The sequence below is a fragment of the Streptomyces polyasparticus genome (assembly GCF_014493765.1).
Classification (GTDB): Bacteria; Actinomycetota; Actinomycetes; order Streptomycetales; family Streptomycetaceae; genus Streptomyces; species Streptomyces polyasparticus.
This window is the reverse complement of record NZ_JACTVJ010000003.1, coordinates 158,267-180,709: the sequence shown is the minus strand read 5'-3', so window position 1 is coordinate 180,709 and position 22,443 is coordinate 158,267. Positions and strand designations below refer to the sequence as shown.

The following is a 22,443-nucleotide window of genomic DNA, read 5'->3' as shown; positions in this document are numbered from 1 at the left end:
AGTCGCCGGAGCCCGCGAGGCCATCCGCCTCGGAAGTCTGCGCCGGAACCCTGGATTCTGCATCAAGGAAGGCGTTGGAGAGGATGTCCGGCAGCACCGAATTTGACGAGAACGGGTTCGGCTCATCTCAAGCGTTTTCGCTCGATCGCGTCGTCGAGCAGCTTCACAGCGGTCCGTCATCCGACCCCGTAAATTGCTACGTTTCCGATGCGGAGAGGAATGGGAAGCCGCTTCTCGATATCGAGTTTGAAGCGATTGATCATCACCCGACCCCTGATCCTGAGGGAGCGGATGCGCGAAACGAGTACGAGTTCCCCATGGGAAAGTTTGCTGCCGTCGGAGAAACCGGGGGAGCTCGAATTTACTTCGCATGCCCGACAGAAGGCCCTGACGGAAAAAGGCCGTTCGTAAAAGCGAGCCTGTACAGCGTTCTCGGACCGACAGACGAAAGTATGACCATCCTCAACTCGGTCTCGCGCCGTTTGGCAGAAACAATTGGATGCACCGACGTAGCCAGCCTTCCCGGAAAAGTGCCGGCTCCGGTCGGCTAGGGCGAGCCCTAGCCGCTCACGTCAGGTCGAACTCCCCATCCCTCGCGCCAAGCACAAACGCCCGCCACTCCGCCTCCGTATACCGGAGCACCGTGTCCGGGTCCATCGAGGAGCGCATGGCGACGCCGCCGCCCGGCAAGTAGGCGATCTCCACGCGTTCCGTCGCGTTTTCCGTGCCTGGAGGGGAGAGCCACTCGACGTCCGAGATGTCGAGTGCGTAGAGCTCGTCCTTCTCCTGCTGGGTGCCCATGCCCGTCTCCCCTTCGGGTGAAGTGTTCGTGGCAGCTCGTGCCATCGGTCATGTTGCCCCGTCGGTCCCGGCGGGCATGGGCGATTGCGGAAAGTTCAGTCCATCCGGCGGGCCACGCCGAGCAGGCCCGACTCCGCGTCCGTGCCCATGGTCATGACCCACTGGCGGTCCGCGCCCGCGCACCACAGCGTCACGCCGTCCGCGAGGGTCGGCAGCGCCTCGATCTCCGATGCGCTCAGGCCGAGGATCTTGCCGATCTGCTCCGCCTCTCCCGGCGACACCCGCTGGACGCCCACCAGCGCCGAGTTGCGCATCAGGCGCGGGGCCACCGGGCTCATGTACGGCAGCAGCGTCAGGACCGACTGCCACGGCGAGGCGACGACGCGGCCGCGCGGGGGGCGCATACCGCAGTCGCGGACCACCACGACCGGGCTGCCGACCGTGGCACCCATGGGCGGTACGCGGCCCACGCCGTGCAGCGTCATGCATTCGAGCCCGGCCCCGGCCGCCTGGGCCAGGGTCGTCCAGGCCTGTGCGCGGCCCGTCTCCACGGCCACCCGCGCGCCCGTGCCGGCCGCGCGGAGCGCCAGGACCTGCGCGGTCCACAGGCCGCCGATCAGCAACACCTCGTACGGGATGGGCCGGTGGAAGCCGATCATCTGGGGGCGGCCCTCGGCGTCGTCGCCGATCACGACGCCGTCGTCGCCGACGGGGAGCGTCAGGGCGCCCAGGTCGTCGAGCGGCATCGCGTGCCCGGGGTGGCGGGGGCCGAGCAGGCCGCGCAGCAGTCCGGGCGTACCAGCGGTCGAGGGGCTCATCGGGCGCCTCCCAGGGGCAACGTGGCGAGCACTCCGGGGACTTGTTCGCGGTCCAGGCGGACCAGGCCGACCTTCGCCGAGCGTGCCGCTCCTTCGAGTGAACGCCGTACGTTCACCAGGTCGTTGTCCGAGCCGCCGGTGATGCGGACATGCCCGTTCACCGTCATCGAGCTGCGGTGGTCGCCGCGCCGTACGGTCAGGCTGAAGGTCGTCGCATATGCCGGGATGGAGGTCAGCAGCGAGACGAGCCGCGGCAACGGGGTGGCGGCGCGGCCGAGTTCGGGCCAGCGGCCGACCGCGTACGTGGTGTGCCAGCGGTCGTCGCAGCGCCAGACGCGCGCGGTCTCTGCGGTGCGGCGCTGCGGCGCCGCGTCCGGGCGCGTGGCACGGGCCGCAAGCATCGGGTTGGCGCAGGCCGACGTGGCCAGCGCGGCATTGAGCTCGTCCTGGTCGAGGACCGCCGCGCGGAAGCCCGCGCCGGTGATACGGCTGGCGACGTGGTCCGCGGCGCGGACCAGGCAGCGCTGCGCGCCTTCGATGCCGCCGCCGCGGGCCGCGACCGCCTCGGCGCAGAGCTCGGGGTCGAGCTTCAGGGCCACCCAGGTCATACGGAGAGCAGGGGCGCCGGTCTGCTGCTGCAGCGGCGCGTAGGAAAGGCGCGCGACCGACTGCTGCGGCAGGTGCGGGGCGGGCGCCGAGCGGACCTGCTGCACCAACTGGGCCGATTCCAGGACGATGTCGTCGACTTCGAGCGCGTCCGCGAGCAGCGTCAGCGGCAGGGCGCGCGCGCCGAACGCGGGGCGCAGCGCCTCTCCCCCGGCCTCCACCCGTACCACCGCGGTAAGGAAGGTGCCGTCGCCGAGCATGCCGATGGTGCGGCGGTCGCGGTCGACATACGTGTGCGGAGCCAGGCCCGGCACGCACTCGACGGTCGGCGCGAGCTGCGGGTCGACGCCCGGAAGCACCGGCTCCGCGGCGAGACGGCGGCGGGCCCTGAACGCCGAGACGGTCGAGGCCCAGTCCTGGAGCGCATGTCCCCGGCGCCGTATCACCGCGAGCAGCACCAGGACGGCGGCCAGCGCGACCGCCGGGATCAGCCACAGACCGCCGAGCACCGCGCCCACGGCGGCTACGGCGAGCGCCACCTCGACGAGGACGAGCTGACGGAGCTGGAAGGGGCCGAGCCGGCCCGTTCGCGAACGCGGACGCAGCTGGGTCTTCGCGGCCGGAGTGGTGGGGCGCACGGGCGCCTGATTGCTCCGTTGCCTCCGGGAAGACGCGGAGGCGCCTGCGGTGCCGCTTCCGGTGCGGTCGCGCGTCGCAGTCGTCATCGCCGCGTAGCCCCCCTTGTGTCCGTATTCGCCGCAATTCGCTTGCCTGTTGGGACGGGCGCTCACCCTACCCGAGCACCACCTGGGCGCAGGCAGGCGACCGCCTACAGGCATAGTAGGGGGCCGGTACGACAGTGAGCTCCTGGGTCGCGTGTGGGACCCTGGTCGCCCGACGGGGAGAGGGGCACAGAGCAAATGGCATCACGGCGGGACGAACTTAACGCCTACACCTTCGCGAAGCGTCGGCTTGTGGCGCAGTTCCTGCAGCCCAACCCGTCGGGCACCGAGGAAGGCGCACCGAAACCGCTGCGCGCGGTGATGCCGGGCGCGATCGTCGGGGTCGTGGTGCTCGCGGTGTTCGGGGCCTGGGGCATGTTCAAGCCGGTCGCCCCTCCCGGATGGGACAAACCGGGCGAGAACGTGATCGTGGCCGATGAATCGACCACCCGCTACGTCGTCCTCAAGACAGGCGACAAGGTGCAGCTGCACCCGGTCCTCAACATGGCTTCCGCCAAGCTCCTTCTGCGGTCGGACGCCGACGGCAAGGTCGTCACCGTCAAGGAGAAGCTGCTCGACAACAGCAAGCTGCGCCACGGCCCGACCATCGGCATCCCGTACGCACCGGACCGGCTGCCCTCGGCGGACGACGCCGGGCAGGCCAAGCGGTGGGCGGTGTGCGAGCGGCCGGGTGCCGGCGGACGTGACATCGAGAAGGCGGCCTTCGTGCTCGCCGAGCGGGAGCAGCACCGCACGGACGGCAAGCAGCGCCTCAAGGGCGGTCAGCTGCTGTACGTCGAAGACGCCGACCAGGTCCGCTACTTGGTGGACGCCAAGGGCGTCGCGTACCAAGTGGACAAGGCCGACCGGGTCCTGATGCAGACGCTCGTCGGCAGCGGCAGCAAGCCCCAGCGGGTCTCCGACGAGTGGCTCGCGACGCTGGACAAGGGCGACCCGGTGCGTACGCCCGCCCTGCCCGACCGTCCGGGGACGGCCTCGCAGGTGCCCGGCGGCTACAAGGTCGGCACGGTGCTGCGGACCGGAGAGGCCTCCGAGCAGCGGCAGTACGTGGTCCTGAAGGACCGGCTCGCACCCGTCAGCGATTTCATGGCCGAGGTGCTGCTCAACAGCAAGGCCCTGGCCGTGGTCGGCCAGGGCGGCGAGCCGAAGTCGGTCGGCGTCGGCGAGCTCGGCAGCGAGCCCGGCGCCGCGTTCGACCTCGGTCTGAAGTGGCCGCAGGACGCCCCGGACCCGGTCAACGAGGCCGGCAGCCGCGACACCGTGTGCAGCGTGCTGCGCGGCGTCGACCGCGACACCGGTGAGACGACGCTGAGCACCTGGGCGGGCGAATCCTTCCCCATGCCGCTGTCGAACGGCGGCAGCAGTGCCTATGTGACGCCGGGAACCGGCCTGTTGTTCCGGCAGGTCATGGGTGAGGACACGAAGTCGGGTCCGATGTTCCTGGTGACGGACACCGGGCTGCGGTACGCGATGCAGGCGAACGGCGACACCGCGACCGACGACGCCGGGATCGGTGAGTCGGGTTCCGCGAAGGAGCGCGAGGAACAGCAGGCGCAGCAGCAGGACGCACAGAGCCGGCTCGATTACGAGGGGGTCGAGCCCACTCCCGTACCGGCGGCGTGGTCGACCTTCCTGCCCACCGGGCCGAGGCTGTCCGCGGGTGCCGCTCGGCAGCCGCAGGGTTCGTAGGGCGGTACGGAAATGACGTACGCGATGCGTGTCGCCAGGAAACTGGCGGCCGGTGCGGCGGCCGCCGCCGTCACCTGTGTGACGCTCACCGCTCTTCCCGTGCTTCCGGCATCTCCCGCGGTCGCGGACACGACAGGTCAGTGCACGTTCGGCGGCGAGAAGTTCAAGGGCCGACCCTGGGCGCTGCAGCGAGTCCTGCTCGACGAGCTGTGGAAGGAAGCGACCGGCAAGGGCGTCCGTGTGGCGGTGATCGACACGGGTGTCGACGTCAAGAACGAGCAGCTCAAGGGCGCCGTCGACGTACGAGCCGGACGTAACTACATCCCGAAGGACGCCAAGGACGAGCAGGGGAACAAGCTCGAGCGCGGCAACGAGCAGGGCACCACCGACACCGTCGGACACGGCACCAAGGTGGCCGGCATCATCGCGGCGCGGCCCGCGAAGGGCACCGGGTTCGTGGGGCTCGCGCCCGGCGCGACGATCATTCCGATCCAGCACAACGACGCGGCGGGCAACGGGGATTCGGGCACCCTCGCCACGGCCATCCGCTACGCGGTCTCGGCCCGTGCGGATGTCATCAACATCTCCCAGGACACGGTGAATCCGATCGCCGGCGACTCCGCCCTCAAGAACGCGGTGGACTTCGCCCTGAGCAAGAACGTGGTGGTGGTCGCGTCGGCCGGCAACGACGGCCTCGGCGGCAACGTCAAGGAGACGTACCCCGCCGCCTTCGACGGCGTGCTCGCGGTGGCGTCCTCCGACCGCAACAACGAGCGCGCGGCCTTCTCGCAGTCCGGCGAGTTCGTGGATGTCGCGGCGCCGGGCGTGGACATGGTCTCCACGGTTCCCGGCGGCGGGCACTGCGCCGACAACGGTACGAGTTTCTCCGCGCCGTACGCCGCCGCGGTCGCGGCCCTCATCAAGGAGAAGCACGCCGACTGGAAGGCCCACCAGATCGTCGCGCAGATCGAGCAGACCGCCGAACGCTCCGTCGCCGGCCATGACCGCCTGGTTGGCTGGGGAGTCGTCGACCCTGTGCGCGCTCTCACGGAGGACGACCGCCCGCTGGAATCACCCGTCCCTCATGAGGGTGTACCGGCGGCGCAGGCACCCGAGCCCGGCGCACTGGTGACGAGTGAGACCCCGGACGAACGCAACGCACGCCTCGCCACGTATGTGCTGATCGGCGGCGGTGTGCTGGTGGCCGCTGTGGCGGGTGGGGCGGTGGCGTACCGGGACTCCCGGCGCCGCGCGGCCCGTGTGTCCGGCGGCGAGGTGTAACGACCGCACCGCTGTCTTCGCGTTTTCTTCGCATTCCTGTTACGGGAGCGATGCGCGCGCACGGGCAAACCGGACGCGCAGGATCATGCCCGGCGGGGATCGTGCGAACTGTGGCTTGTAAGGGAAGTCACGTCATGCGGAAGACAGTTGGTGCTGTCGTAGGCAGTGGATAGAGTGGCTGTGCTGCGATAGGTGATGTTCGCGTTACTGCTATCGCAATGACTTACCAGCGGTGCAAACGGGGAAACGGGGAGGGCGAGCGGCGTGCTTGAGGCTGTCGGAGGCGGCGCGGCGGCGCAGATCATGGCGCAGTCCAAAGCGAGCGGCGGATCCGGGTCGGGGAGCGCCGATCTGGAGAAGGGCGTCGGTGCGCTCAAGCGCTTCCAGTCCAGGGTCGACACATTGCTGTCCGAGCTGGAGAACAGCGCGGCCGGCAGTACGAAGGTGGCCGAGCAGCGGCTCACGCGAGCGGCTTTCAGCGGATCCAACGTGCCCTTCGTCGAGGCGGACGGCTTCTTCACGCAGTACAACCGCGTGCACCAGAGCCTGGTGAAGCTCTCCCGTTCGCTGGGCGACCAGATCGAGATGCTGCAGATCGCGGTCCGTGCGTCCGAGGTGGGTTACGACAACCTCGAAGAGGAACTGCGGCAGCGCTTCTACTCGATTCAGACGCGGGTCGAGGTGGAGCGGGAGCGGGCCGAGGAGGAACGTAAGCGGGCCGAGGCGGCGGCGAAGCCCACGGATGACGCGGGCAAGCCCGCCGAGCAGCCGAGCTCCGACGACAAGTCGTACGGCTCGCAGGACATGGGGTGACGGACGTGAGTGACAAGAACCAGCCCACATCTGCTGCTGAGCCCAAGGCCGCGCCGGAGCCGCCGAAGGAGCTCACGCCCGCGGAGTACGCCGAGAAGTACGAGGCGGAGCAGGCGGCCTCGTCCGCCAATATCCACGGGATGCACGGCGTCTCGGACGCCTTCACGAGGATGCAGGAGCTGATGCCCTTCGGGGGCACCGCCGGTGGCGCGTTCGGCAGGAGCAACTTCGACAAGCAGCCGCTCAACGCCCTGCTCGATCTGCTGGATCAGGCGAAGCCGAGCGAGCTCGAGCACGCCGGCAATGCGCTCATCAAAGCCAAGGACAAGCTCAACGAGGCGGCCGAGGAGCTCGATCAGTACGTCACCAAGGTCGAGTGGCAGGGCGAGGGCGCGGAGGAGTTCCGCCGCTTCGGGCGCGCGCTGGCCCAACACGCCTGGTCCATCGGCACGTTCGCGAACGGCGCGGGCGAGCAGATGAAGACGGCGAGCACGGGGCTCGCGTCCGTACAGGCTGCGCGGCCGCCGCGGGACGGCAGGCTCGACCCGCGGCCGCTCAAGGACTTCGCCGAGATCGAGAAGATCGACAGCAATCCTGAGTACCAGATGGCTGTGAAGGTCGAGGGGGATCGCCAGGAGGCGATCAACCAGATGAATCGGCTGGCCTCGTTTTATGCGGTGTCCGAGGAGATGTTGGCTGGGCAGAAGGAGCCCCGGTTTCCGGAGGGGTTGCGGGCGGCGGTGCCAATGCCGGAAAACCGCTTCGAGGACCCGAGCGGCACCTCTGGCGCCACTGCGCCGAGCCGCGCCACATCGACACCCGCTCTCGACCGAGACGCTTCAGTAGCCCTTGGTGGCGCTACTCCTGGTGCGGCCGCCGTCGCGCCCGCACCCCAGCCGAACGTCTCGATGGAGATCGACAGCGTGGCGGCACCACCGGCACCTCCCACAGCCACTGCCCCCACCTCGCCACCCCCGACATCTCCCAACGGTCCCTCGAATGGCATGCCACCGTTCGCAACCGGCCCGGTGAACCCTGTCCAGACAGGGAAAGGGCTCCCGACTAAGTCGATCGGCGCATCTCGCGCCCCGGGCCCGCTCGGCCGTTCCGGGGGCACAGGACCGAACAATCCGACGACTGGGCGTTCCCCAGGGATCACGGGGCGCCCAACGAGTGTCGGCCCAGGCCAGACCACTCCCGGCCGCGCGAACCCCGTTGGTAGGCCAGGAATTGTTGGCGGCACACCCGCCAAGTCGGTCAACGCTGGTCAGACGGGTCCGGTTGGCCGGAGCGGGGCAAGCAGCGTCCGAGCCGGAAACCCGAACGGCATCATGGGCGGCTCGCCCCAACGGGCGTCCACGAATTCTCCAGCATCGCGCCTGCCACGCGGCACAGTCATCGGCGCAGAAGGCCCGCAGGCTGGACGGGGCACCGCCAGGCCAGGCCAGCCCGGCGTCATCGGATCGAACTCAGGAAGCGCGCCGCGGTCGACCGGACGTGGCACTCCCAGCTCCAACGGAATTGTCGGAGCACCTCGCGGCAGCAACCCCGGCCGCCGTCCCGTGGGTGGATCGTTCACCGCAGGCGGTGCCGGCCTCACTGGTGGTCGAGCAGAGCAGCGACGACCGAACGAGGAAGAAGAGCAGCCAGGAGCCGATCGTCCGGACTACCTGACGGAAGACGAAGAGACGTGGACGGCCCGGCGGCGGGGTGCAGTGCCGCCGGTGATCGACTAGGCATGAGAGAGGCCCGGAAGTCAGGATGACGCACGGTTTGAGTCTGGCCTTGAACGCGAAGAAGCATGTCCATCGGCGGCGGTCGCCATGGAGCGCTATGGCTGTGACAGCAGCCGCTGCCCTCGTAGTTGGCGGGGCAGCCGCGCCTGCGGCAGCTGCGGACGTTCAGTCCAGGCAGTGGTACCTCGATGCCATGCATGTCGAGGAGATCTGGAAGACCTCCACCGGCAAAGGCATCTCGGTTGTCGTCATCGATACCGGCGTAAACGCATCTACACCATCTCTAAAGGGTCAAGTTCTCAAGGGATTTGATGCTTCCGAGATGGAGGGGGACGCGACGGACGATTACGAGGGGCACGGAACCACCACGGCCGAGTTGATCGCCGGAACAGGCGCAGGTGGCGGCATCAAGGGCTTGGCACCGGACTCCAAGATCATTCCGATGCGGGTAAGTGATACGGAGCGGCAGAACGAGCAGAAGGTGAACGCCTTCGATATGCAGGATGCCGTTCGTGCAGCCGCCGATAGTGATGCTCAGATCATCAATATCTCGTTTGGCAGCGACTACCTTCAGACGGGCCTGCGAGAGGCCTTCCAGTACGCGCAGAGCAGGGGGAAGCTGATCTTTGCCGGCGTGGGAAACAACGCCAAGAAGGGCAACAAGAAGCAATACCCCGCTGCATTCCCCGAGGTGGTCGGCGTAGGGGCGATCGACCGAAGCGGAACGGTCGCCGATTACTCGCAGCACGGCGACGTTGTCGACCTCACCGCTCCTGGCAGCAGCATCCCCAGTTGGTGTGACACCACATTCAAGAGCTACTGCGACGTCAACGGCACCAGCGCCGCCACCGCCCTAGCATCCGCCTCCGCCGCCCTGATCTGGTCCAAGCACCCCGACTGGACCGCCAACCAGGTCCTCAGGGTGATGATCGAGAGCGCCGGGCGGTCCGAGGACGCCAAGCCCGGCACGGTCAGTACGTATCTCGGGCATGGGGTCATCCGCCCCAATGCCCACCTCAACCGAGGAATCGGCAAGCCCGGCGACCCCGATGTCAATCCGCTGACCAACGAGAAGACCCTCAACACGAAGACCTCCCCCGCTCCTTCCGCATCGGCCTCGTCACAGGATCAGCAGGCAAAGGCTGACGACAAGGCCGAGGTGGCAGCGGCGGGCGAAAGCTCCGAGAGCAGCAGCCCCATCGGCCTGCTCATCGGTGGTGCCGCGGTGGTTGTCGTAGCCGCGGTCGGATTCGCAGTAATCCGGAGAAAGCGCGCCGCCTGACGGGCGCTTGACACACATACGCATGCAGTCCAGCTGAGAAGGAGAACTGCTATGTCCGGCGGTAGGAAGCTATCAGAGGAACAGCTTCAGGGACTCGAAAAGGAGATCGTTCGCGGGAACGACAACCTGCAGAGTGCCGTCCGTAATCTGCACCAGATCCTCGACACGATGGAAGGTCGCTGGAAGGGCATTGCCGCCGGCCGGTTCGATGCCAAGCAGCGAGAGATCAACGAGCGGATCAACCGCATCAACAAGACGCTCAACAAGTACCTTGACGCCGCGCAGATGATGCGGTCCGACAAGGACGACCTCGAGATTTCCCTCGAAGCGGAACTGGGCAAGATCGACCCCGAGGTCGGGTCGCAGAAGTCCGCATTCAGTTCCTACTCCTAATCGCCCTCTGAGCTCGACAGACCGGAAACAAGGGGAATCCAGTATGGCGTTCAATGACCCCGGTGAGCTGCTCGTCAAGTACGGGACGCTCGACGAAATGACGACCGGACTCGGTAACGAGGCCAAGCGGTTGGACGAGTGCCTGGCAGCGCTCCGACGTGCCGTAGTCACCGTCGCGGGCGGCTGGGAAGGCACTTCTCAGGAAGCCTTCGCCGGTGAGATGAAGACGTGGGACGCGGATGCCGGCGCAATCCACCAGGCACTCAAGGAGATCGGTGCGATCGTCGCCCGTGCCGGCGGTGACTACATGGCCGGCGACAAGAAGGCGGCCAGCTACTTCACCGACTGAACACTCGAGACAGGGGGTGGGCACGCGCGGGAGGTGCCCACCCCCTTTGTCGTCTCTTCACGCATACGCGGCGCTCCGCCGTACAGCCCTCCTCATGAGGCCGGTCCGTACATCAGCACCACCGTGTCCGCGTCTCCCTCCTCGCCCTTGGGCGGCTGCTCCATGGTCGTGCTGGACAGGAACAACCGGCCGTGCTCGTAGAGGACTTCGCTGCGGTACGCATTCGCCAGCCGGCTGTCGTCGTCCCCCAGCGGATGGATCATGAGGACTTCCTGCTTGCCCGTGGCAGGGTCCAGGCTCACCACAACACCGTTGGACAAGCTCCGGTACGCGATCACCTTGTCTCCACTCATCCGGAGGGGAACCAGCGGCTGGAGCGGCCTGGCAGGGAACGACTTTCCGACGACTTTGCCAGTGTCCAGATCGAACCCGACGATCTTGTTGGCGGGCTTCTCCAGATCGAATTCGCTGTCCTTTGTGGCCAGATAGACCCGGTCCTGGCTCACCGCGAGACCCCGGCAGCGTTCCATGACCGTCTCGCAGTCGATTTTGTAGCGTCCCCCTTCGAGACGGATCAGCGAGCGTAGCTTCCCGTTGTCACCCACGGCGGCGATATCGGTGGTGAGGGCATCACCCGCCGAAAGTCCCAGCAGGGTCGGCCGAGTGGAGAGCACCTCAACGGTCTTGATGCCAGGAGAGACCTTGTACGTCCACCGGGCTTCTCCGGTGACCGGATCCAGCTTCTGGGCCTTCACCACCGGGTACTCCGCGTCACCGCAACTCACGATGGCCACCAGGTCGGCGCCACCGCCGAACGCCGTGTCACGACAGGTCGAAACGGCGTTCTTCGTCCAGTGCTGCTTCCCGCTCGCCAGGTCGAAGGCGACGGAGCCCTCCTTCCACGTCGCGGCCACGACACCCTGGCTGACGGTCACCCCGACCATGAACGGCGCGTAGCCTTCCGCCTCCTTGAGGTGCTTACGCCAGAGCTGACGACCCGTATCGATATCGAAGGCAGTCAGTTCGGAGCAGGATTCCTCCGGCCCGGCAGTCCCCCGCTTCTCCTCGGTGATGACCGCGGTCATTCCGCTGGAAGTGACATGGCGGGACGCCGCACAGATCTCACCCGGGAGTTGGATTCTCCATGCCTCTTTGGCGTCTTGCGTCGTGTACCCGTAAACAGCGGCACCGTCGCTTTTCGCGAAGATCTTGTCCGTGGCCCACGAGCCGGGGGTGCGCGCGGTGACCCCGGGCGGAATGTCGTCGCCGGGGACCATCTCTGCGATGAGCTCCCCTTCGGGGGTCGCCGGCTTCTTCTCCACCGTGTCCACGACATCGCCCGGCTTCGGAGCGGCGACCGGAGCGCCTGCCTGCCCGCTTCCGCCGCCCGGCCACAAAGCCCAGCCGCCACCGACGAGAGCTGCGAGCAGCAGGACGGACAGAGTGATGATCAGTACCGATCGCCGCTTCGACGACCGCTGCCTGCCGATGGCCGACTCCGTGAAGGGGGAGGGCGCCGGCCCGAAGCCCTGAGGGGGAGTCGGCGAGGGAGGCTGTGGTGGTGGCGCAGGCTGCGGGATGGTCACGCGGCGTCCAATTCGTCAGGTGTCATCTGAATTCGTCATGATCTGCGCACTCGGGCCGGACTGCGAACCGTCGGGCCGTGGGCGGGATGCGCCTGGGACGACCGGAAGCCGACATATGCGGCCCCCTCCCCCCAAGACCCTCAAGAAGCCGGTCCTTTGCGGCCGTTGAGCGCGTGACCGATCGTGAAGACGACGATCGGCCGCGCCCTACTATGCCCGTCCCCTTCACGAAGGGAGCGGGGCGGGGCAGGCGTTCCGATTGCAACGTGGAGGGGTTCGGGTGGGGTGTCCACCTTGGTGGGTGTGGGTCACTCTTCGGGGCGGGTGGATCTGTTCCGTTTGTTCATTCTCGGCGGATGGGGCGTGGGGGTGGGGTGCGCGGCAGGCGGTGGGGCGCTCACCAAGTGGGTAGCGATTTGTTAGGTGTTGTCCCGTTTGGGATTCACTGTGAGGTGTGGTGAGGTCACGCGCGGGAAGGACGTGACGTACGGGACAGTCGCGAGGGGGCTGTCCGGCCTGCCGTAGTGACAGTCTTGATAGTTAGGCTGGGGTCCGGGATGCAGCCGAACCCGTGCGCGGGCCGGGTGCGTCCCAGGGGGAGAGCCGGGATCGGACGATGGCGGCGTATCGGCGATACATGTCGCCCCCACCACGGCACGCAGGGTGCTCGACCACACCAGGAGGCATTGTGAACAGCGATCGGGACGGGATCCACGGGGGCTGGAACACACCCGTCGATGATCAGTCCGACGCGGAGTCCGTCGAGATGACGGGCGAGTTCACCATCGACTACACGCCTCCTGCCTGGTACACGCAGAATGCGCAGAGCACTGCGGGTTCCGGCGGTACGGGCGGTGCGGGCGGTGTGTCCGGTGAGGGAGCCGCGGCGGACAGTGGTGGGTATGCGCCCACTCCCCCGCCGCCTTCCGGGTATCCGGTGGCGGTGCCCGGGCTGCCGGAGGGTGGGGGCTTCCAGCCCGCGTCCGCTCCCGCACCTGTTCCCGCGCCGCCTGTGGAGCCGCAGGCTCCGGCCGCGCCCGTCGAACCTCAGGCGCCGGCCGCACCTCCCGCCGCCCCGATCGCGGCCGCGCCCCCGACCGCGTCTCCTGACGCCGGTAACGGGGACCTCGAGAGCGGGGCGACCATGCGATTCTCCGCGGCCTCCCTGAAGCGGGAGATCGAGGAGCGGGCCGAGGCCGCCAAGGCCGCGGTGGATTCGCTGTCCGGGGCCGGGGGCACGCCCTCGCCCGAGGCCGCCCCCACTGCCGCCTCCACCGCCGGTTCCGGCTCGGAGTCCGGCTCCGGGGCCGATGCCGACGCCGCGACCGGTGACACGGCCGAGGCCGCCGGGACCGCCGCCGATGCCGGCGCCTCCGGCACCGATTCCGCCGACTTCGGCTCTGGCGACTCGGCCGAGAGCGGCGAGGGTGCCGTCTCCGCCCCGTCCGCCGAAGACACCCCCGTATCCGATACGTCGGCCGTGTCCGATGCATCCGCCGCGCCCGAGAGTGCCGCCGACGCGGAGGGAGAGGTGGACGACGAGGTACAGGATTCTGTGCCGCAGGATGCGGTGCGGGAGGAAGGCGACGCCGACGCCGTTTCCGCGGAGGGCGCCGCCGACGGCGAAGACTCCGCTGCCGACATACAGGACAGCGCGCCCGCCGGCGACGTCGTTCAGGACGCCGTCCCCGTCCAGGCCTCCGAGCCCCACGCTGCCGGGCAGCCCTGGTCGCCCGCGCCCGCCGGCGGTGAGCTGCCGCCGCTGCCGCCCGCCTATCAGCCAGCCGCCGCCGATGGACAGCCGCAGGCACCCGCGTCCGCTCCGCAGTGGCCCGCTCCGGCCGTCGCGCAGGAAGGCGCTCCGCCGGCCTGGCCCGTGCCGGCTCCCGGACCCGCCGCGCCTGCCGCCCCGCAGCAGTCGCCGGTGCCCGGGCCGACGTCCGAGGTGCCGTCGCCGTCCGGCGCCCAGCCCGCCGGCTACGGATTCCCGCAGCCCGGCACACAGCAGCCCGGCGCGCAGCACCCCGTCGCACCCCAGCCCGGCATGCCGTACCCGGCCGCCCCCGGCACGGCCCCCCAGGCCCCGAACGCGTTCCCCGCGCCGCAGGCCCCCAACTCCCAGCCCGCGCAAGCCGGTTACGGCTTCCCGCACCCCGGCGCCCCCGGGCAGCCCCCCACCCCCGCGGGCGGTTACGGCTTCCCGCACCCGGCCGCGCCCGCCCAGCCGCAGGCACCTCAGGCCCAGCCTGTACAGCCGCAGGCACCTCAGCCCCCGGCCGCCCAGGGCGGCTACGGCTTCCCGCAGCCGGGCACCGACCAGGCGGCCCCGGGCACCAACCCGCCGGCCCCCGGCGCCAACCTGCCCGCCCCGCACGCCCCGCAGCCCCATCTGGGTCAGCAGCCGCCCGGCCAGCACCCGGGCCAGCAGCAGCCGGGCCAGCCCATGCCGCCGATGGACCCGCGCGCCGGCGCCGCCTGGCCGCAGCCCGTCACGCACGACCAGCGGGAGCGGCAGGTCACCGGAGGCGCGCCGCTCGGCTACACGGCCGCCGTGGAGCTGTCCTCCGACCGCCTGATCAACAAGAAGCAGAAGACCAAGAGCAGCCGCCAGCCGAGTTCGGCTTCGCGCTTCAAGCTCGGCGCGAAGAAGGAAGAGGCCGAGCGGCAGCGGAAGTTGGACCTGATCCGGACGCCGGTCCTCTCCTGCTACCGGATCGCGGTCATCTCGCTCAAGGGCGGCGTGGGCAAGACGACCACGACCACCGCGCTGGGTGCCACGCTCGCGACCGAGCGCCAGGACAAGATCCTCGCGATCGACGCCAACCCCGACGCCGGTACGCTCGGCCGCCGCGTGCGCCGTGAGACGGGTGCCACGATCCGGGACCTCGTCCAGGCGATCCCGTATCTCAACTCGTACATGGACATCCGCCGCTTCACCTCGCAGGCGCCGTCCGGGCTCGAGATCATCGCGAACGACGTGGACCCGGCCGTCTCGACGACCTTCAACGACGAGGACTACCGGCGCGCGATCGACGTGCTCGGCAAGCAGTACCCGATCATCCTCACCGACTCGGGTACGGGTCTGCTGTACAGCGCGATGCGCGGAGTCCTCGATCTCGCCGACCAGTTGATCATCATCTCGACGCCTTCGGTGGACGGTGCGAGCTCCGCGTCGACCACCCTCGACTGGCTGTCGGCGCACGGGTACGCGGATCTGGTCTCGCGCTCGATCACCGTCATCTCCGGTGTCCGCGAGACCGGCAAGATGATCAAGGTCGATGACATCGTGCAGCACTTCGAGACGCGCTGCCGCGGTGTGGTCGTGGTGCCCTTCGACGAGCATCTGTCGGCCGGCGCCGAGGTCGATCTCGACATGATGCGGCCGCGTACGCGCGAGGCGTACTTCACGCTCTCCGCGATGGTGGCGGAGGACTTCGCGCGGGCGCAGCAGGAGCAGGGGCTGTGGACGCAGCAGGGTACGGGGATGCCGCCGCACATGGCGCCCCCGATGCCCGGGCAGGGCCAGGGGCAGCCGATGCCCGGTCAGCCCATGCCGGGTCAGCCCCAGCCGGGTCAGCCCATGCCGCCGCAGGGGCAGCCCGGGCAGCCCTATCCGCAGCAGCAGCCTCAGCAGCCGTACGGGGGGCAGCAGCCGTATCCGCAGCAGCAGCCGCCGCAGGGTGCCGGGCCCAACTCCGGCGGGGTGCCGCAGGGTTGGCAGCAGGCTGCTCCTGCGCAGTTGCCGCCGCCGGGTCAAGGGGCCGGGGCGCAGCCCGAGTTGGGGCCGGTTCCGCCTGGGGGTGTGCCGCCTCAGGGGTGATCCGAGGGGTGTGGCTTCGCGGCCGTGCATCTGGTGTGTGACGCCAGGTGTGCGGCCGCTTTGCGTTGGGGAGGGTTTTCTTCCCCTGCCTCGCCCCTTCCCGAAACCGAGGGCTGCGCCCCCGGACCCCCGCATCCGAACTTCGTTCGGATCTCCTCAAACGCCGGAGGGGCTGAAAGATCTCCTCGAACGCCGGCCGGCTGAAAGATCTCCTCAAACAGAGGCCGGCTGAAAGGTCCCCCCAACCGCCAATGGAGGACTTTCACGTGACTAGACCAATGCCGCTCACGAGGTCCTCAACTCGTCAGCCCCACAAGGTCGTTACCGCAGGCCAAGCGGCCTACGGCGACCGTTGACATGTTTAGACCACCGCTGATAGACACACAGACCACTCAGACCCTTCGGCGCTTGTTCCTGCCGTTTCCATGCGAGCGATGACGCGAGGTCACCGACCCATGAACGTAAGAGATCAGCACGCCCCGCAGTTCGGATCACCACCGCCCGCCCCGCGCAGGCGTCGGTTCCTGGTGGCCTCCGGTGTCGCCGCGCTCGCCTTGACGGCCGGCCTGGCCGCAGCGCCGGCCGCGCCCGCAGCACCCGCCGAGGCGCCGGCACAACAGGCCGAAGCCAACGCAAACACCAAGGCCAAGGCCGACGGCAAGACCCTCACCGTCGCGCTCGCGCAGAGCGTCGACTCGCTGAGCCCGTTCCTGGCTCAGCGCCTGGTCAGCACGAGCATCCACCGGCTCATGTACGAGTACCTGACCAACTACGACCCCAAGGACAACAAGACCATCCCGGGCTTCGCCACCGAGTGGAAGTCCTCCCCGGACAAGCTGACCTGGACGTACACGATCCGCGACGACTCCAAGTGGTCGGACGGCAAGCAGGCCACCGCCAAGGACGCGGCGTTCACGTTCAACAAGATGATGACCGACGAGAACGCCGCCCAGGCCAACGGCAGCTTCGTCGCGAACTTCAAGAAGGTCACCGCGCCCAGCGACACCGAGCTCGTGATCGAGCTCAAGGAGCCGCAGGCCACGATGACCTCGCTGGACGTCCCGATCGTGCCCGAGCACATCTGGAAGGACGTCAAGGACTACTCGAAGTTCAACAACGACGAGAAGTTCCCGATCGTGGGCAACGGGCCCTTCGTCCTCACGGACTACAAGACCGACCAGTACGTGAAGCTCAAGGCCAACAAGGAATTCTGGCGCGGAGCCCCGAAGTTCGACGAGCTCGTCTTCCGTACGTACAAGGACCAGGACGCCGCCGTCGCCGCCCTCAAGAAGGGCGAGGTCTCCTTCGTCGCCGGTGCGCCGGCCCTGACGCCCGCTCAGGCCGCAAGCCTCAAGGGCGAGAAGAACATCAAGGTCAACGAGGGCCCCGGCCGCCGCTTCTTCGCCATCGCCACCAACCCTGGTGCGCAGACGAAGGACGGCAAGAAGTTCGGTGACGGCCATCCGGCGCTGCTCGACCAGAAGGTGCGCCAGGCGCTGTTCCTCTCCGTCGACCGCAAGACCATCGTCGACAAGGTGTTCCAGGGCCACGCGGTCGAGGGCGAGGGGTACATCCCGCCGCGCTTCGAGTCGTACTTCTGGAAGCCCGAAGGCGATCAGAAGCTCGCGTACGACCCGGAGAAGGCCGCCAAGCTGCTCGACGAGGCCGGGTATCCGATGAAGGGCGACAAGCGCGTCGGCAAGGACGGCAAGCCGCTCGACTTCCGGATCCTGTGCCACGCGACCGACCCCAACGACAAGGCGATCGGCAAGTACCTCAAGGAATGGTGGGGCGACCTGGGCATCGGGCTCGAGGTCCAGTGCCTCGACGATGTCTCCGTGCCCTGGTACGCGGGTGAGTACGACCTCGCCTTCGACGGCTGGTCGGTGAACCCGGACCCGGACTTCGTGCTCGGCATCCACACCTGCGCGGCGCTGCCGGAGAAGGCCAAGGAGAGCGCGGCCACGGACAACTTCATCTGCGACAAGAAGTTCGACGAGCTCTACAAGAAGCAGCTCGCCGAATACGATGCGGCCAAGCGCGCGGCGACCGTCAAGGAAATGCAGTCCTGGCTGTACGACTCGGGCTACATGAACGTCATCGCGTATCCGAACGCCGTCGAGGCGTACCGCACCGACCAGATCAAGTCCATCAAGACGATGCCCGAGGCCTCCGGCAACATCTATGGCCAGGACGGGTATTGGAGCTGGTGGTCGGCGGAGCCGGCGAGTGCCGGAAGCGGTGGCTCGGGGTCCGGCGACGGCGGTGACGACGGCGGTTCGACCGGCATCGTGATCGGTGTGATCGCCGGTGTGCTCGTCCTCGGCGGCGCAGCGTTCTTCCTCTCCCGCAGGCGGGCGGCGACCGCTGACGACCGCGAATAGCACCTGCCGACGTAGCAGCTGCTGACGAAAGCACCTGCCGACGCACGAGTAACGAGAGTCCCATGACAGCTGAGAGCACTCCGGCGCTCGTGCACAGCGCGGAAGCCGACGGCCCGGATACCGCCGGGCCGTCGGCCGGCCGCGGACCACGCGCGCGCAACACCAAGGCCTATCTCCGTTATGCGGCGGGCAAGATCGTGGGGGCCGCGGTCTCCCTGTTCGCCGTGCTCGTCACGAGCTTCTTCCTCTTCCGCCTGATCCCCAGCGACCCGGTCAAGCACATGACGGGCGGCCGCCCGGTCTCCAGTGAGCAACTGGAGAACCTGCGGCGGGAGTTCGGGCTCGACCAGCCGATGTGGCAGCAGTTCCTGGACTACATCGGGGACGCGCTGTCCGGCGATTTCGGTATGTCGTACCAGTTCCACGCGCCGGTGATGGACAAGATCACCGCCGCGCTGCCGGCCACGCTGCTCCTCACGGGCACCGCCTTCCTCCTCTTCACCGCGCTCGGCCTCTTCCTCGGGACGCGGACCGCCTGGCGGCACGGCAGCCGGAGCGACCGCTTCAACAGCGCGCTGGCCCTGACGCTCTACTCCGTCCCGTCGTTCTGGCTGGGACTGCTGCTCATCATCGTGTTCTCCGTCGGCATCGGGCCCATTCCCGGGCTCTTCCCGACCGGCGGTCTCGAATCCGGCGGCGAAACCGGATTCGCGTACGTCATCGACGTGGCGCACCACATGATCCTGCCGGTGATCACGCTGGTCGCGGTCGGCTACGCGCAGACGCTCCTGGTGATGCGGTCCTCGCTGCTCGACGAGATGGGCAGCGACTATCTGACCACCGCGCGCGCCAAGGGACTGCGCGACGATGTCGTACGGCGCCGGCATGCGGTGCCGAACGCGATGCTGCCCACCTTCACGCTGATGTTCGTGAACCTCGGGCATGTGGTCGCCGGACAGATCCTGGTCGAGACGGTGTTCTCCTGGCCGGGGCTCGGGGGTCTCTTCTACGAGGCGCTCGCCGGGCCCGACCTGCCCCTGGTGCAGGCCCTGTTCTTCCTCTTCGCGGCCGCGGTGATCCTCGCCAACACCCTTGCCGACGTGCTGTATCCGCTGCTCGATCCCCGGGTGGGCCGATGACCGCAGAACCGCCGATCACCGGCGAGACCCCGCTGACCACCGAGCCCTCGGCCCCGGCCGGGCCGCTCGCCGAGAAGGCCGCCACCGCGAAGAGCCCCCGGGCGCTCAAGGCCGCACGGATGCGCCGCTCGCTCGCACGTTTCTGGAAGGAGTACCGGACCCACAGAAGCGGACTCTGGGGCCTGGCAGCCCTGATTCTGATCGCTCTGATCGCGATCTGCGCGCCGCTGCTCGTGGGCGCGGACTCGGAGTCCGTGACCGACGCCCCGGGCCAGGCCATGGAGGATCCGAGCGGTGAATTCCCGCTCGGCACCGACCAGTTCGGCCGCAGTGTGCTCGCCCTGCTCGTCTGGGGTTCACGGGTGTCACTGACGGTCGGTCTGCTCGCCGCCTTCCTGTGCGTGGCGATCGGCACGGTCGTCGGCATCGTGGCCGGGCACTTCCGCGGCTGGTACGCGACCGTCCTGATGCGCGTCACCGACTGGTTCCTGGTGATGCCGACGCTGGTGCTCGCCATCGCGCTCGCCACCGTGATGGACCGGTCGATGTGGACGGTGATCCTCGCGATCGGCATCACCACCTGGCCGACCACCGCCCGTCTGGTGCGCGCCCAGACCCTGGCCGTCGAGTCGCGCCCGTACATCGAAAGGGCCCGCGCGCTCGGCGGCGGACACGGGCACATCATGCTGCGGCACGTCCTGCCCAATGTGATGCCGCTGGTCCTCGCGCAGACCACACTGGTGATCTCCAGTGCGATCCTCACCGAGTCGACGCTCGCGTTCCTCGGGCTCAGCGATCCCACCGTCACCTCCTGGGGCGGCATGCTCCAGGACGCTCGCGAGGCGGGCGCCGTGAGCGCCGGACACTGGTGGTACCTGGCGCCGCCCGGACTCGCCATCGCCCTGGTGGCGCTGGCGTTCACGCTGTGCGGGCGCGCGGTCGAGTCGGTTCTCAATCCCAGGCTGGGGGTGGCCCGTTGAGCCTCTTGGAGGTACGTGATCTGCATGTCACGTACGCGAATGGCGCCCAGGCCGTACGCGGCGTCGACCTCACGGTGGACGCCGGGCAGAAGCTGGGCATCGCGGGCGAGTCCGGCTGCGGGAAGTCGACCCTGGCGCTTGCGCTGCTTCGCCTGCTGCCCGCGGGCACGAAGGTGACCGGGCAGATCCTGCTGAAGGGCGAGGACGTCCTCGCCATGAAGTGGGGCCGGCTGCGGGCGGTGCGCTGGGCGGGGGCGTCGATCGTCTTCCAGGGCGCCATGCACTCGCTGAACGCGGTGCACCGGATCGGCGACCAGATCGCCGAGCCCATCCGGCTGCACCGCACGACACCGCCCGGCAAGGTGAGGGAGCGGGTCGCCGAGCTCCTCGAACACGTGGGGCTGCCCGCCGCACGCGCCGAGGCGTATCCCCATGAGCTCTCGGGCGGTCAGCGGCAGCGCGTGATGATCGCGATGGCGCTGGCCTGCGCGCCCGACCTGATCATCGCGGACGAGCCGACGACCGCGCTCGACGTGATGATCCAGGCGCAGATCCTGCGCCTGATCGAGGAGTTGGTGGCCGAACAGGACCTCGGACTCATCATGATCAGCCACGATCTGGCGGTGCTCTCGGACACCTGCGACCGGCTCACGGTCATGTACGCGGGCCGCGTGGTCGAGGAAGGGCCCGCACAGGAGGTGTACGACGACGCCCTGCACCCGTACGGCAAGGCGCTGTCGGCGGCGTTCCCGCGGATCGGGGACCCGTCGTCGCGGTTCGCGCCCCGGGGACTGCCCGGGGATCCACCGGATCCCTCCGATCTGCCGTCGGGCTGCACCTTCCATCCGCGGTGTCCGGTGGCGCTGGATTCCTGCACGACGGAGGACCAAGTCCTGGTCGGGGCCGGTGAGTTGCGGCGGGCGGCGTGTGTGCACGTACGGGAAGCGAGCACGCAGGGTGCTGCGGACGTGTCGGATGCTGCGGACGGCTCGGACACTTCGGATGCTTCGGACGCCTCGGTGGGGAGTGAGCGATGAGTGCTTTGCTGAGTGCCGAAGGTCTCGGGGTCACCTTCCCCGGCCGGCGCGGCGCGCCCGAGGCGCGGGCCGTCGACGGGGTCGACCTGGACATCAGGCGCGGCGAGATCGTGGCCCTCGTCGGCGAGTCCGGCTGCGGCAAGACGACCCTGGCCCGCTCCCTGCTCGGCCTGGTCCCGCCGACCTCGGGCCAAGTCCGCTTCGACGGCTCCCCGTTGACGTACCGCGGAAAGGCCCTCAAGGCCTACCGCAAGCGCGCGCAACTGGTCCTCCAGGACCCGAGCGGCTCCCTCAATCCGCGGCACACGGTGTACGACGCGGTGGCGGAGGGACTGCGGATCCACGGATACGGGGGTGACGAGCGCGAAGCCGTCGCGGGCGCGCTGTCCCGGGCGGGTCTGCGACCGCCGGAGCGCTTCTTCCTGCGCTATCCGCACGAGCTCTCGGGCGGCCAGCGCCAGCGCGTCGTGATCGCGGGCGCGCTGGTGCTCGAACCCGAACTGATCGTCGCGGACGAGCCGGTGGCCTCCCTGGACGCCTCCGTACGCGGGGAGATCCTGGCACTGCTGCTCTCGCTGCGCACCGAACTGGGGCTCTCGGCACTGGTCGTCACGCACGACCTGGGGCTCGCGTGGAACATCGCGGACCGCGTGGCGGTGATGTACCTGGGCCGCATCGTGGAGACGGGCACGGTCGAGGAGGTCCTGACCTCGCCCCAACACCCGTATACACAGGCCCTGTTGTCCGTACTGCCGGAGGCGCCGGGCGAGCCGGTGGTCCTCACCGGCGAGCCGCCGGACCCCTCGCGGATCCCCGGCGGCTGCCGCTTCCACGCACGATGCCAGGTGCTGGCTTCGGGCGAAGCCGAGCGGGCCGGGGTGGCGGCGTCCTGCCGTACGGTCACGCTGCCGGTGCTCTCGGGGGGTGGGGAGCGGCAGGTGGCCTGTCACTGGGCGAGCGTCACAGCGCCTCGTTGAGAGCGGCGC

Annotated in this window: 18 protein-coding genes; 14 read left to right on the top strand and 4 right to left on the bottom strand. The window is 68.9% G+C overall.

All coding sequences use genetic code 11. From position 1 onward, the window contains the following. The first annotated feature begins 83 nt into the window (after positions 1–83). Positions 84–551, top strand: a complete 468-nt coding sequence (locus tag H9Y04_RS04205) for a hypothetical protein (protein ID WP_187812277.1) — start codon at positions 84–86, stop codon at positions 549–551. Between the two features lie 16 nt (positions 552–567). On the opposite strand, the gene H9Y04_RS04200 is transcribed toward H9Y04_RS04205, so the two are convergent. The 3 genes from H9Y04_RS04200 to eccE all read right to left on the bottom strand — a co-directional run bounded on the left by H9Y04_RS04200 (position 568) and on the right by eccE (position 2,950). After that, complete coding sequence (locus tag H9Y04_RS04200; RefSeq protein WP_187812276.1) at positions 568–801, bottom strand: DUF397 domain-containing protein; 234 nt, start codon at positions 799–801, stop codon at positions 568–570. Positions 802–896: 95 nt separating this feature from the next. After that, positions 897–1,619: a hypothetical protein gene (locus H9Y04_RS04195; RefSeq protein WP_187812275.1), complete on the bottom strand. Its 723-nt coding sequence runs from the start codon at positions 1,617–1,619 to the stop codon at positions 897–899. After that, positions 1,616–2,950, bottom strand: a complete 1,335-nt coding sequence (gene eccE, locus H9Y04_RS04190) for a type VII secretion protein EccE (RefSeq protein WP_187812274.1) — start codon at positions 2,948–2,950, stop codon at positions 1,616–1,618. The genes H9Y04_RS04195 and eccE overlap by 4 nt, the downstream gene beginning before the upstream one ends. 195 nt (positions 2,951–3,145) lie before the next feature. Here eccE and eccB point away from each other — a divergent pair, with 195 nt between their 5' ends. From eccB to H9Y04_RS04155, 7 genes are all read left to right on the top strand, one after another. Continuing rightward, positions 3,146–4,657: a type VII secretion protein EccB gene (gene eccB / locus H9Y04_RS04185; protein WP_187812273.1), complete on the top strand. Its 1,512-nt coding sequence runs from the start codon at positions 3,146–3,148 to the stop codon at positions 4,655–4,657. A 12-nt stretch (positions 4,658–4,669) separates the two neighbouring features. Beyond that, entirely contained in the window at positions 4,670–5,938 is a 1,269-nt protein-coding gene (mycP, locus tag H9Y04_RS04180) for a type VII secretion-associated serine protease mycosin (protein ID WP_187812272.1), read from the top strand. Between the two features lie 264 nt (positions 5,939–6,202). Next, positions 6,203–6,751, top strand: coding sequence for a DUF2563 family protein (locus H9Y04_RS04175; RefSeq protein WP_308800856.1), 549 nt, complete (start codon positions 6,203–6,205; stop codon positions 6,749–6,751). A 5-nt stretch (positions 6,752–6,756) separates the two neighbouring features. Next, a complete protein-coding gene (locus tag H9Y04_RS04170) occupies positions 6,757–8,487 on the top strand; it encodes a hypothetical protein (RefSeq protein ID WP_187812271.1) in 1,731 nt (576 codons plus the stop codon). Positions 8,488–8,680: 193 nt separating this feature from the next. After that, the gene (gene mycP, locus H9Y04_RS04165) at positions 8,681–9,769 is read left to right on the top strand and encodes a type VII secretion-associated serine protease mycosin (protein WP_306660110.1); all 1,089 of its coding nucleotides are present in this window, start codon (positions 8,681–8,683) and stop codon (positions 9,767–9,769) included. Positions 9,770–9,820: 51 nt separating this feature from the next. Then, positions 9,821–10,162, top strand: a complete 342-nt coding sequence (locus H9Y04_RS04160) for a WXG100 family type VII secretion target (RefSeq protein ID WP_187812269.1) — start codon at positions 9,821–9,823, stop codon at positions 10,160–10,162. Positions 10,163–10,205: 43 nt separating this feature from the next. Beyond that, on the top strand, positions 10,206–10,511 hold the full coding sequence (locus tag H9Y04_RS04155) for a WXG100 family type VII secretion target (RefSeq protein WP_187812268.1): 306 nt from the start codon (positions 10,206–10,208) through the stop codon (positions 10,509–10,511). Positions 10,512–10,603: 92 nt separating this feature from the next. Here H9Y04_RS04155 and H9Y04_RS04150 read toward each other — a convergent pair whose 3' ends face one another. Further along, positions 10,604–11,842: an outer membrane protein assembly factor BamB family protein gene (locus H9Y04_RS04150; protein WP_214660830.1), complete on the bottom strand. Its 1,239-nt coding sequence runs from the start codon at positions 11,840–11,842 to the stop codon at positions 10,604–10,606. Between the two features lie 943 nt (positions 11,843–12,785). On the opposite strand from H9Y04_RS04150, the gene H9Y04_RS04145 reads away from it, so the two are divergent. The 6 genes from H9Y04_RS04145 (at position 12,786) to H9Y04_RS04120 (ending at position 22,434) form a co-directional block, all read left to right on the top strand. Continuing rightward, complete coding sequence (locus H9Y04_RS04145) at positions 12,786–15,917, top strand: SCO5717 family growth-regulating ATPase (RefSeq protein ID WP_187812266.1); 3,132 nt, start codon at positions 12,786–12,788, stop codon at positions 15,915–15,917. A 455-nt stretch (positions 15,918–16,372) separates the two neighbouring features. Next, a complete protein-coding gene (locus H9Y04_RS04140; RefSeq protein WP_187812265.1) occupies positions 16,373–18,301 on the top strand; it encodes an ABC transporter substrate-binding protein in 1,929 nt (642 codons plus the stop codon). A gap of 62 nt (positions 18,302–18,363) precedes the next feature. Then, a complete protein-coding gene (locus tag H9Y04_RS04135; protein ID WP_187812264.1) occupies positions 18,364–19,440 on the top strand; it encodes an ABC transporter permease in 1,077 nt (358 codons plus the stop codon). Continuing rightward, entirely contained in the window at positions 19,437–20,420 is a 984-nt protein-coding gene (locus H9Y04_RS04130; RefSeq protein WP_187812263.1) for an ABC transporter permease, read from the top strand. Before H9Y04_RS04135 ends, H9Y04_RS04130 begins: the two co-directional genes overlap by 4 nt. Beyond that, positions 20,417–21,457 carry an ABC transporter ATP-binding protein gene (locus tag H9Y04_RS04125; protein WP_187812262.1) on the top strand — a complete coding sequence of 347 codons (1,041 nt, stop codon included), beginning with the start codon at positions 20,417–20,419 and terminating at the stop codon, positions 21,455–21,457. The genes H9Y04_RS04130 and H9Y04_RS04125 overlap by 4 nt, the downstream gene beginning before the upstream one ends. Continuing rightward, on the top strand, positions 21,454–22,434 hold the full coding sequence (locus H9Y04_RS04120; RefSeq protein WP_187812261.1) for an ABC transporter ATP-binding protein: 981 nt from the start codon (positions 21,454–21,456) through the stop codon (positions 22,432–22,434). Before H9Y04_RS04125 ends, H9Y04_RS04120 begins: the two co-directional genes overlap by 4 nt. Positions 22,435–22,443: the final 9 nt, after the last annotated feature.

Excerpts from the sequence above, each read along its gene's own strand:
- H9Y04_RS04205 (WP_187812277.1), top strand. The coding sequence starts at position 84 with ATGTCCGGCAGCACCGAATTTGACGAGAACGGGTTCGGCTCATCTCAA.
- H9Y04_RS04200 (WP_187812276.1), bottom strand. The coding sequence starts at position 801 with ATGGGCACCCAGCAGGAGAAGGACGAGCTCTACGCACTCGACATCTCG.
- H9Y04_RS04195 (WP_187812275.1), bottom strand. The coding sequence starts at position 1,619 with ATGAGCCCCTCGACCGCTGGTACGCCCGGACTGCTGCGCGGCCTGCTC.
- eccE (WP_187812274.1), bottom strand. The coding sequence starts at position 2,950 with ATGACGACTGCGACGCGCGACCGCACCGGAAGCGGCACCGCAGGCGCC.
- eccB (WP_187812273.1), top strand. The coding sequence starts at position 3,146 with ATGGCATCACGGCGGGACGAACTTAACGCCTACACCTTCGCGAAGCGT.
- mycP (WP_187812272.1), top strand. The coding sequence starts at position 4,670 with ATGACGTACGCGATGCGTGTCGCCAGGAAACTGGCGGCCGGTGCGGCG.
- mycP (WP_306660110.1), top strand. The coding sequence starts at position 8,681 with ATGCATGTCGAGGAGATCTGGAAGACCTCCACCGGCAAAGGCATCTCG.
- H9Y04_RS04160 (WP_187812269.1), top strand. The coding sequence starts at position 9,821 with ATGTCCGGCGGTAGGAAGCTATCAGAGGAACAGCTTCAGGGACTCGAA.
- H9Y04_RS04155 (WP_187812268.1), top strand. The coding sequence starts at position 10,206 with ATGGCGTTCAATGACCCCGGTGAGCTGCTCGTCAAGTACGGGACGCTC.
- H9Y04_RS04140 (WP_187812265.1), top strand. The coding sequence starts at position 16,373 with ATGAACGTAAGAGATCAGCACGCCCCGCAGTTCGGATCACCACCGCCC.
- H9Y04_RS04135 (WP_187812264.1), top strand. The coding sequence starts at position 18,364 with ATGACAGCTGAGAGCACTCCGGCGCTCGTGCACAGCGCGGAAGCCGAC.
- H9Y04_RS04130 (WP_187812263.1), top strand. The coding sequence starts at position 19,437 with ATGACCGCAGAACCGCCGATCACCGGCGAGACCCCGCTGACCACCGAG.
- H9Y04_RS04120 (WP_187812261.1), top strand. The coding sequence starts at position 21,454 with ATGAGTGCTTTGCTGAGTGCCGAAGGTCTCGGGGTCACCTTCCCCGGC.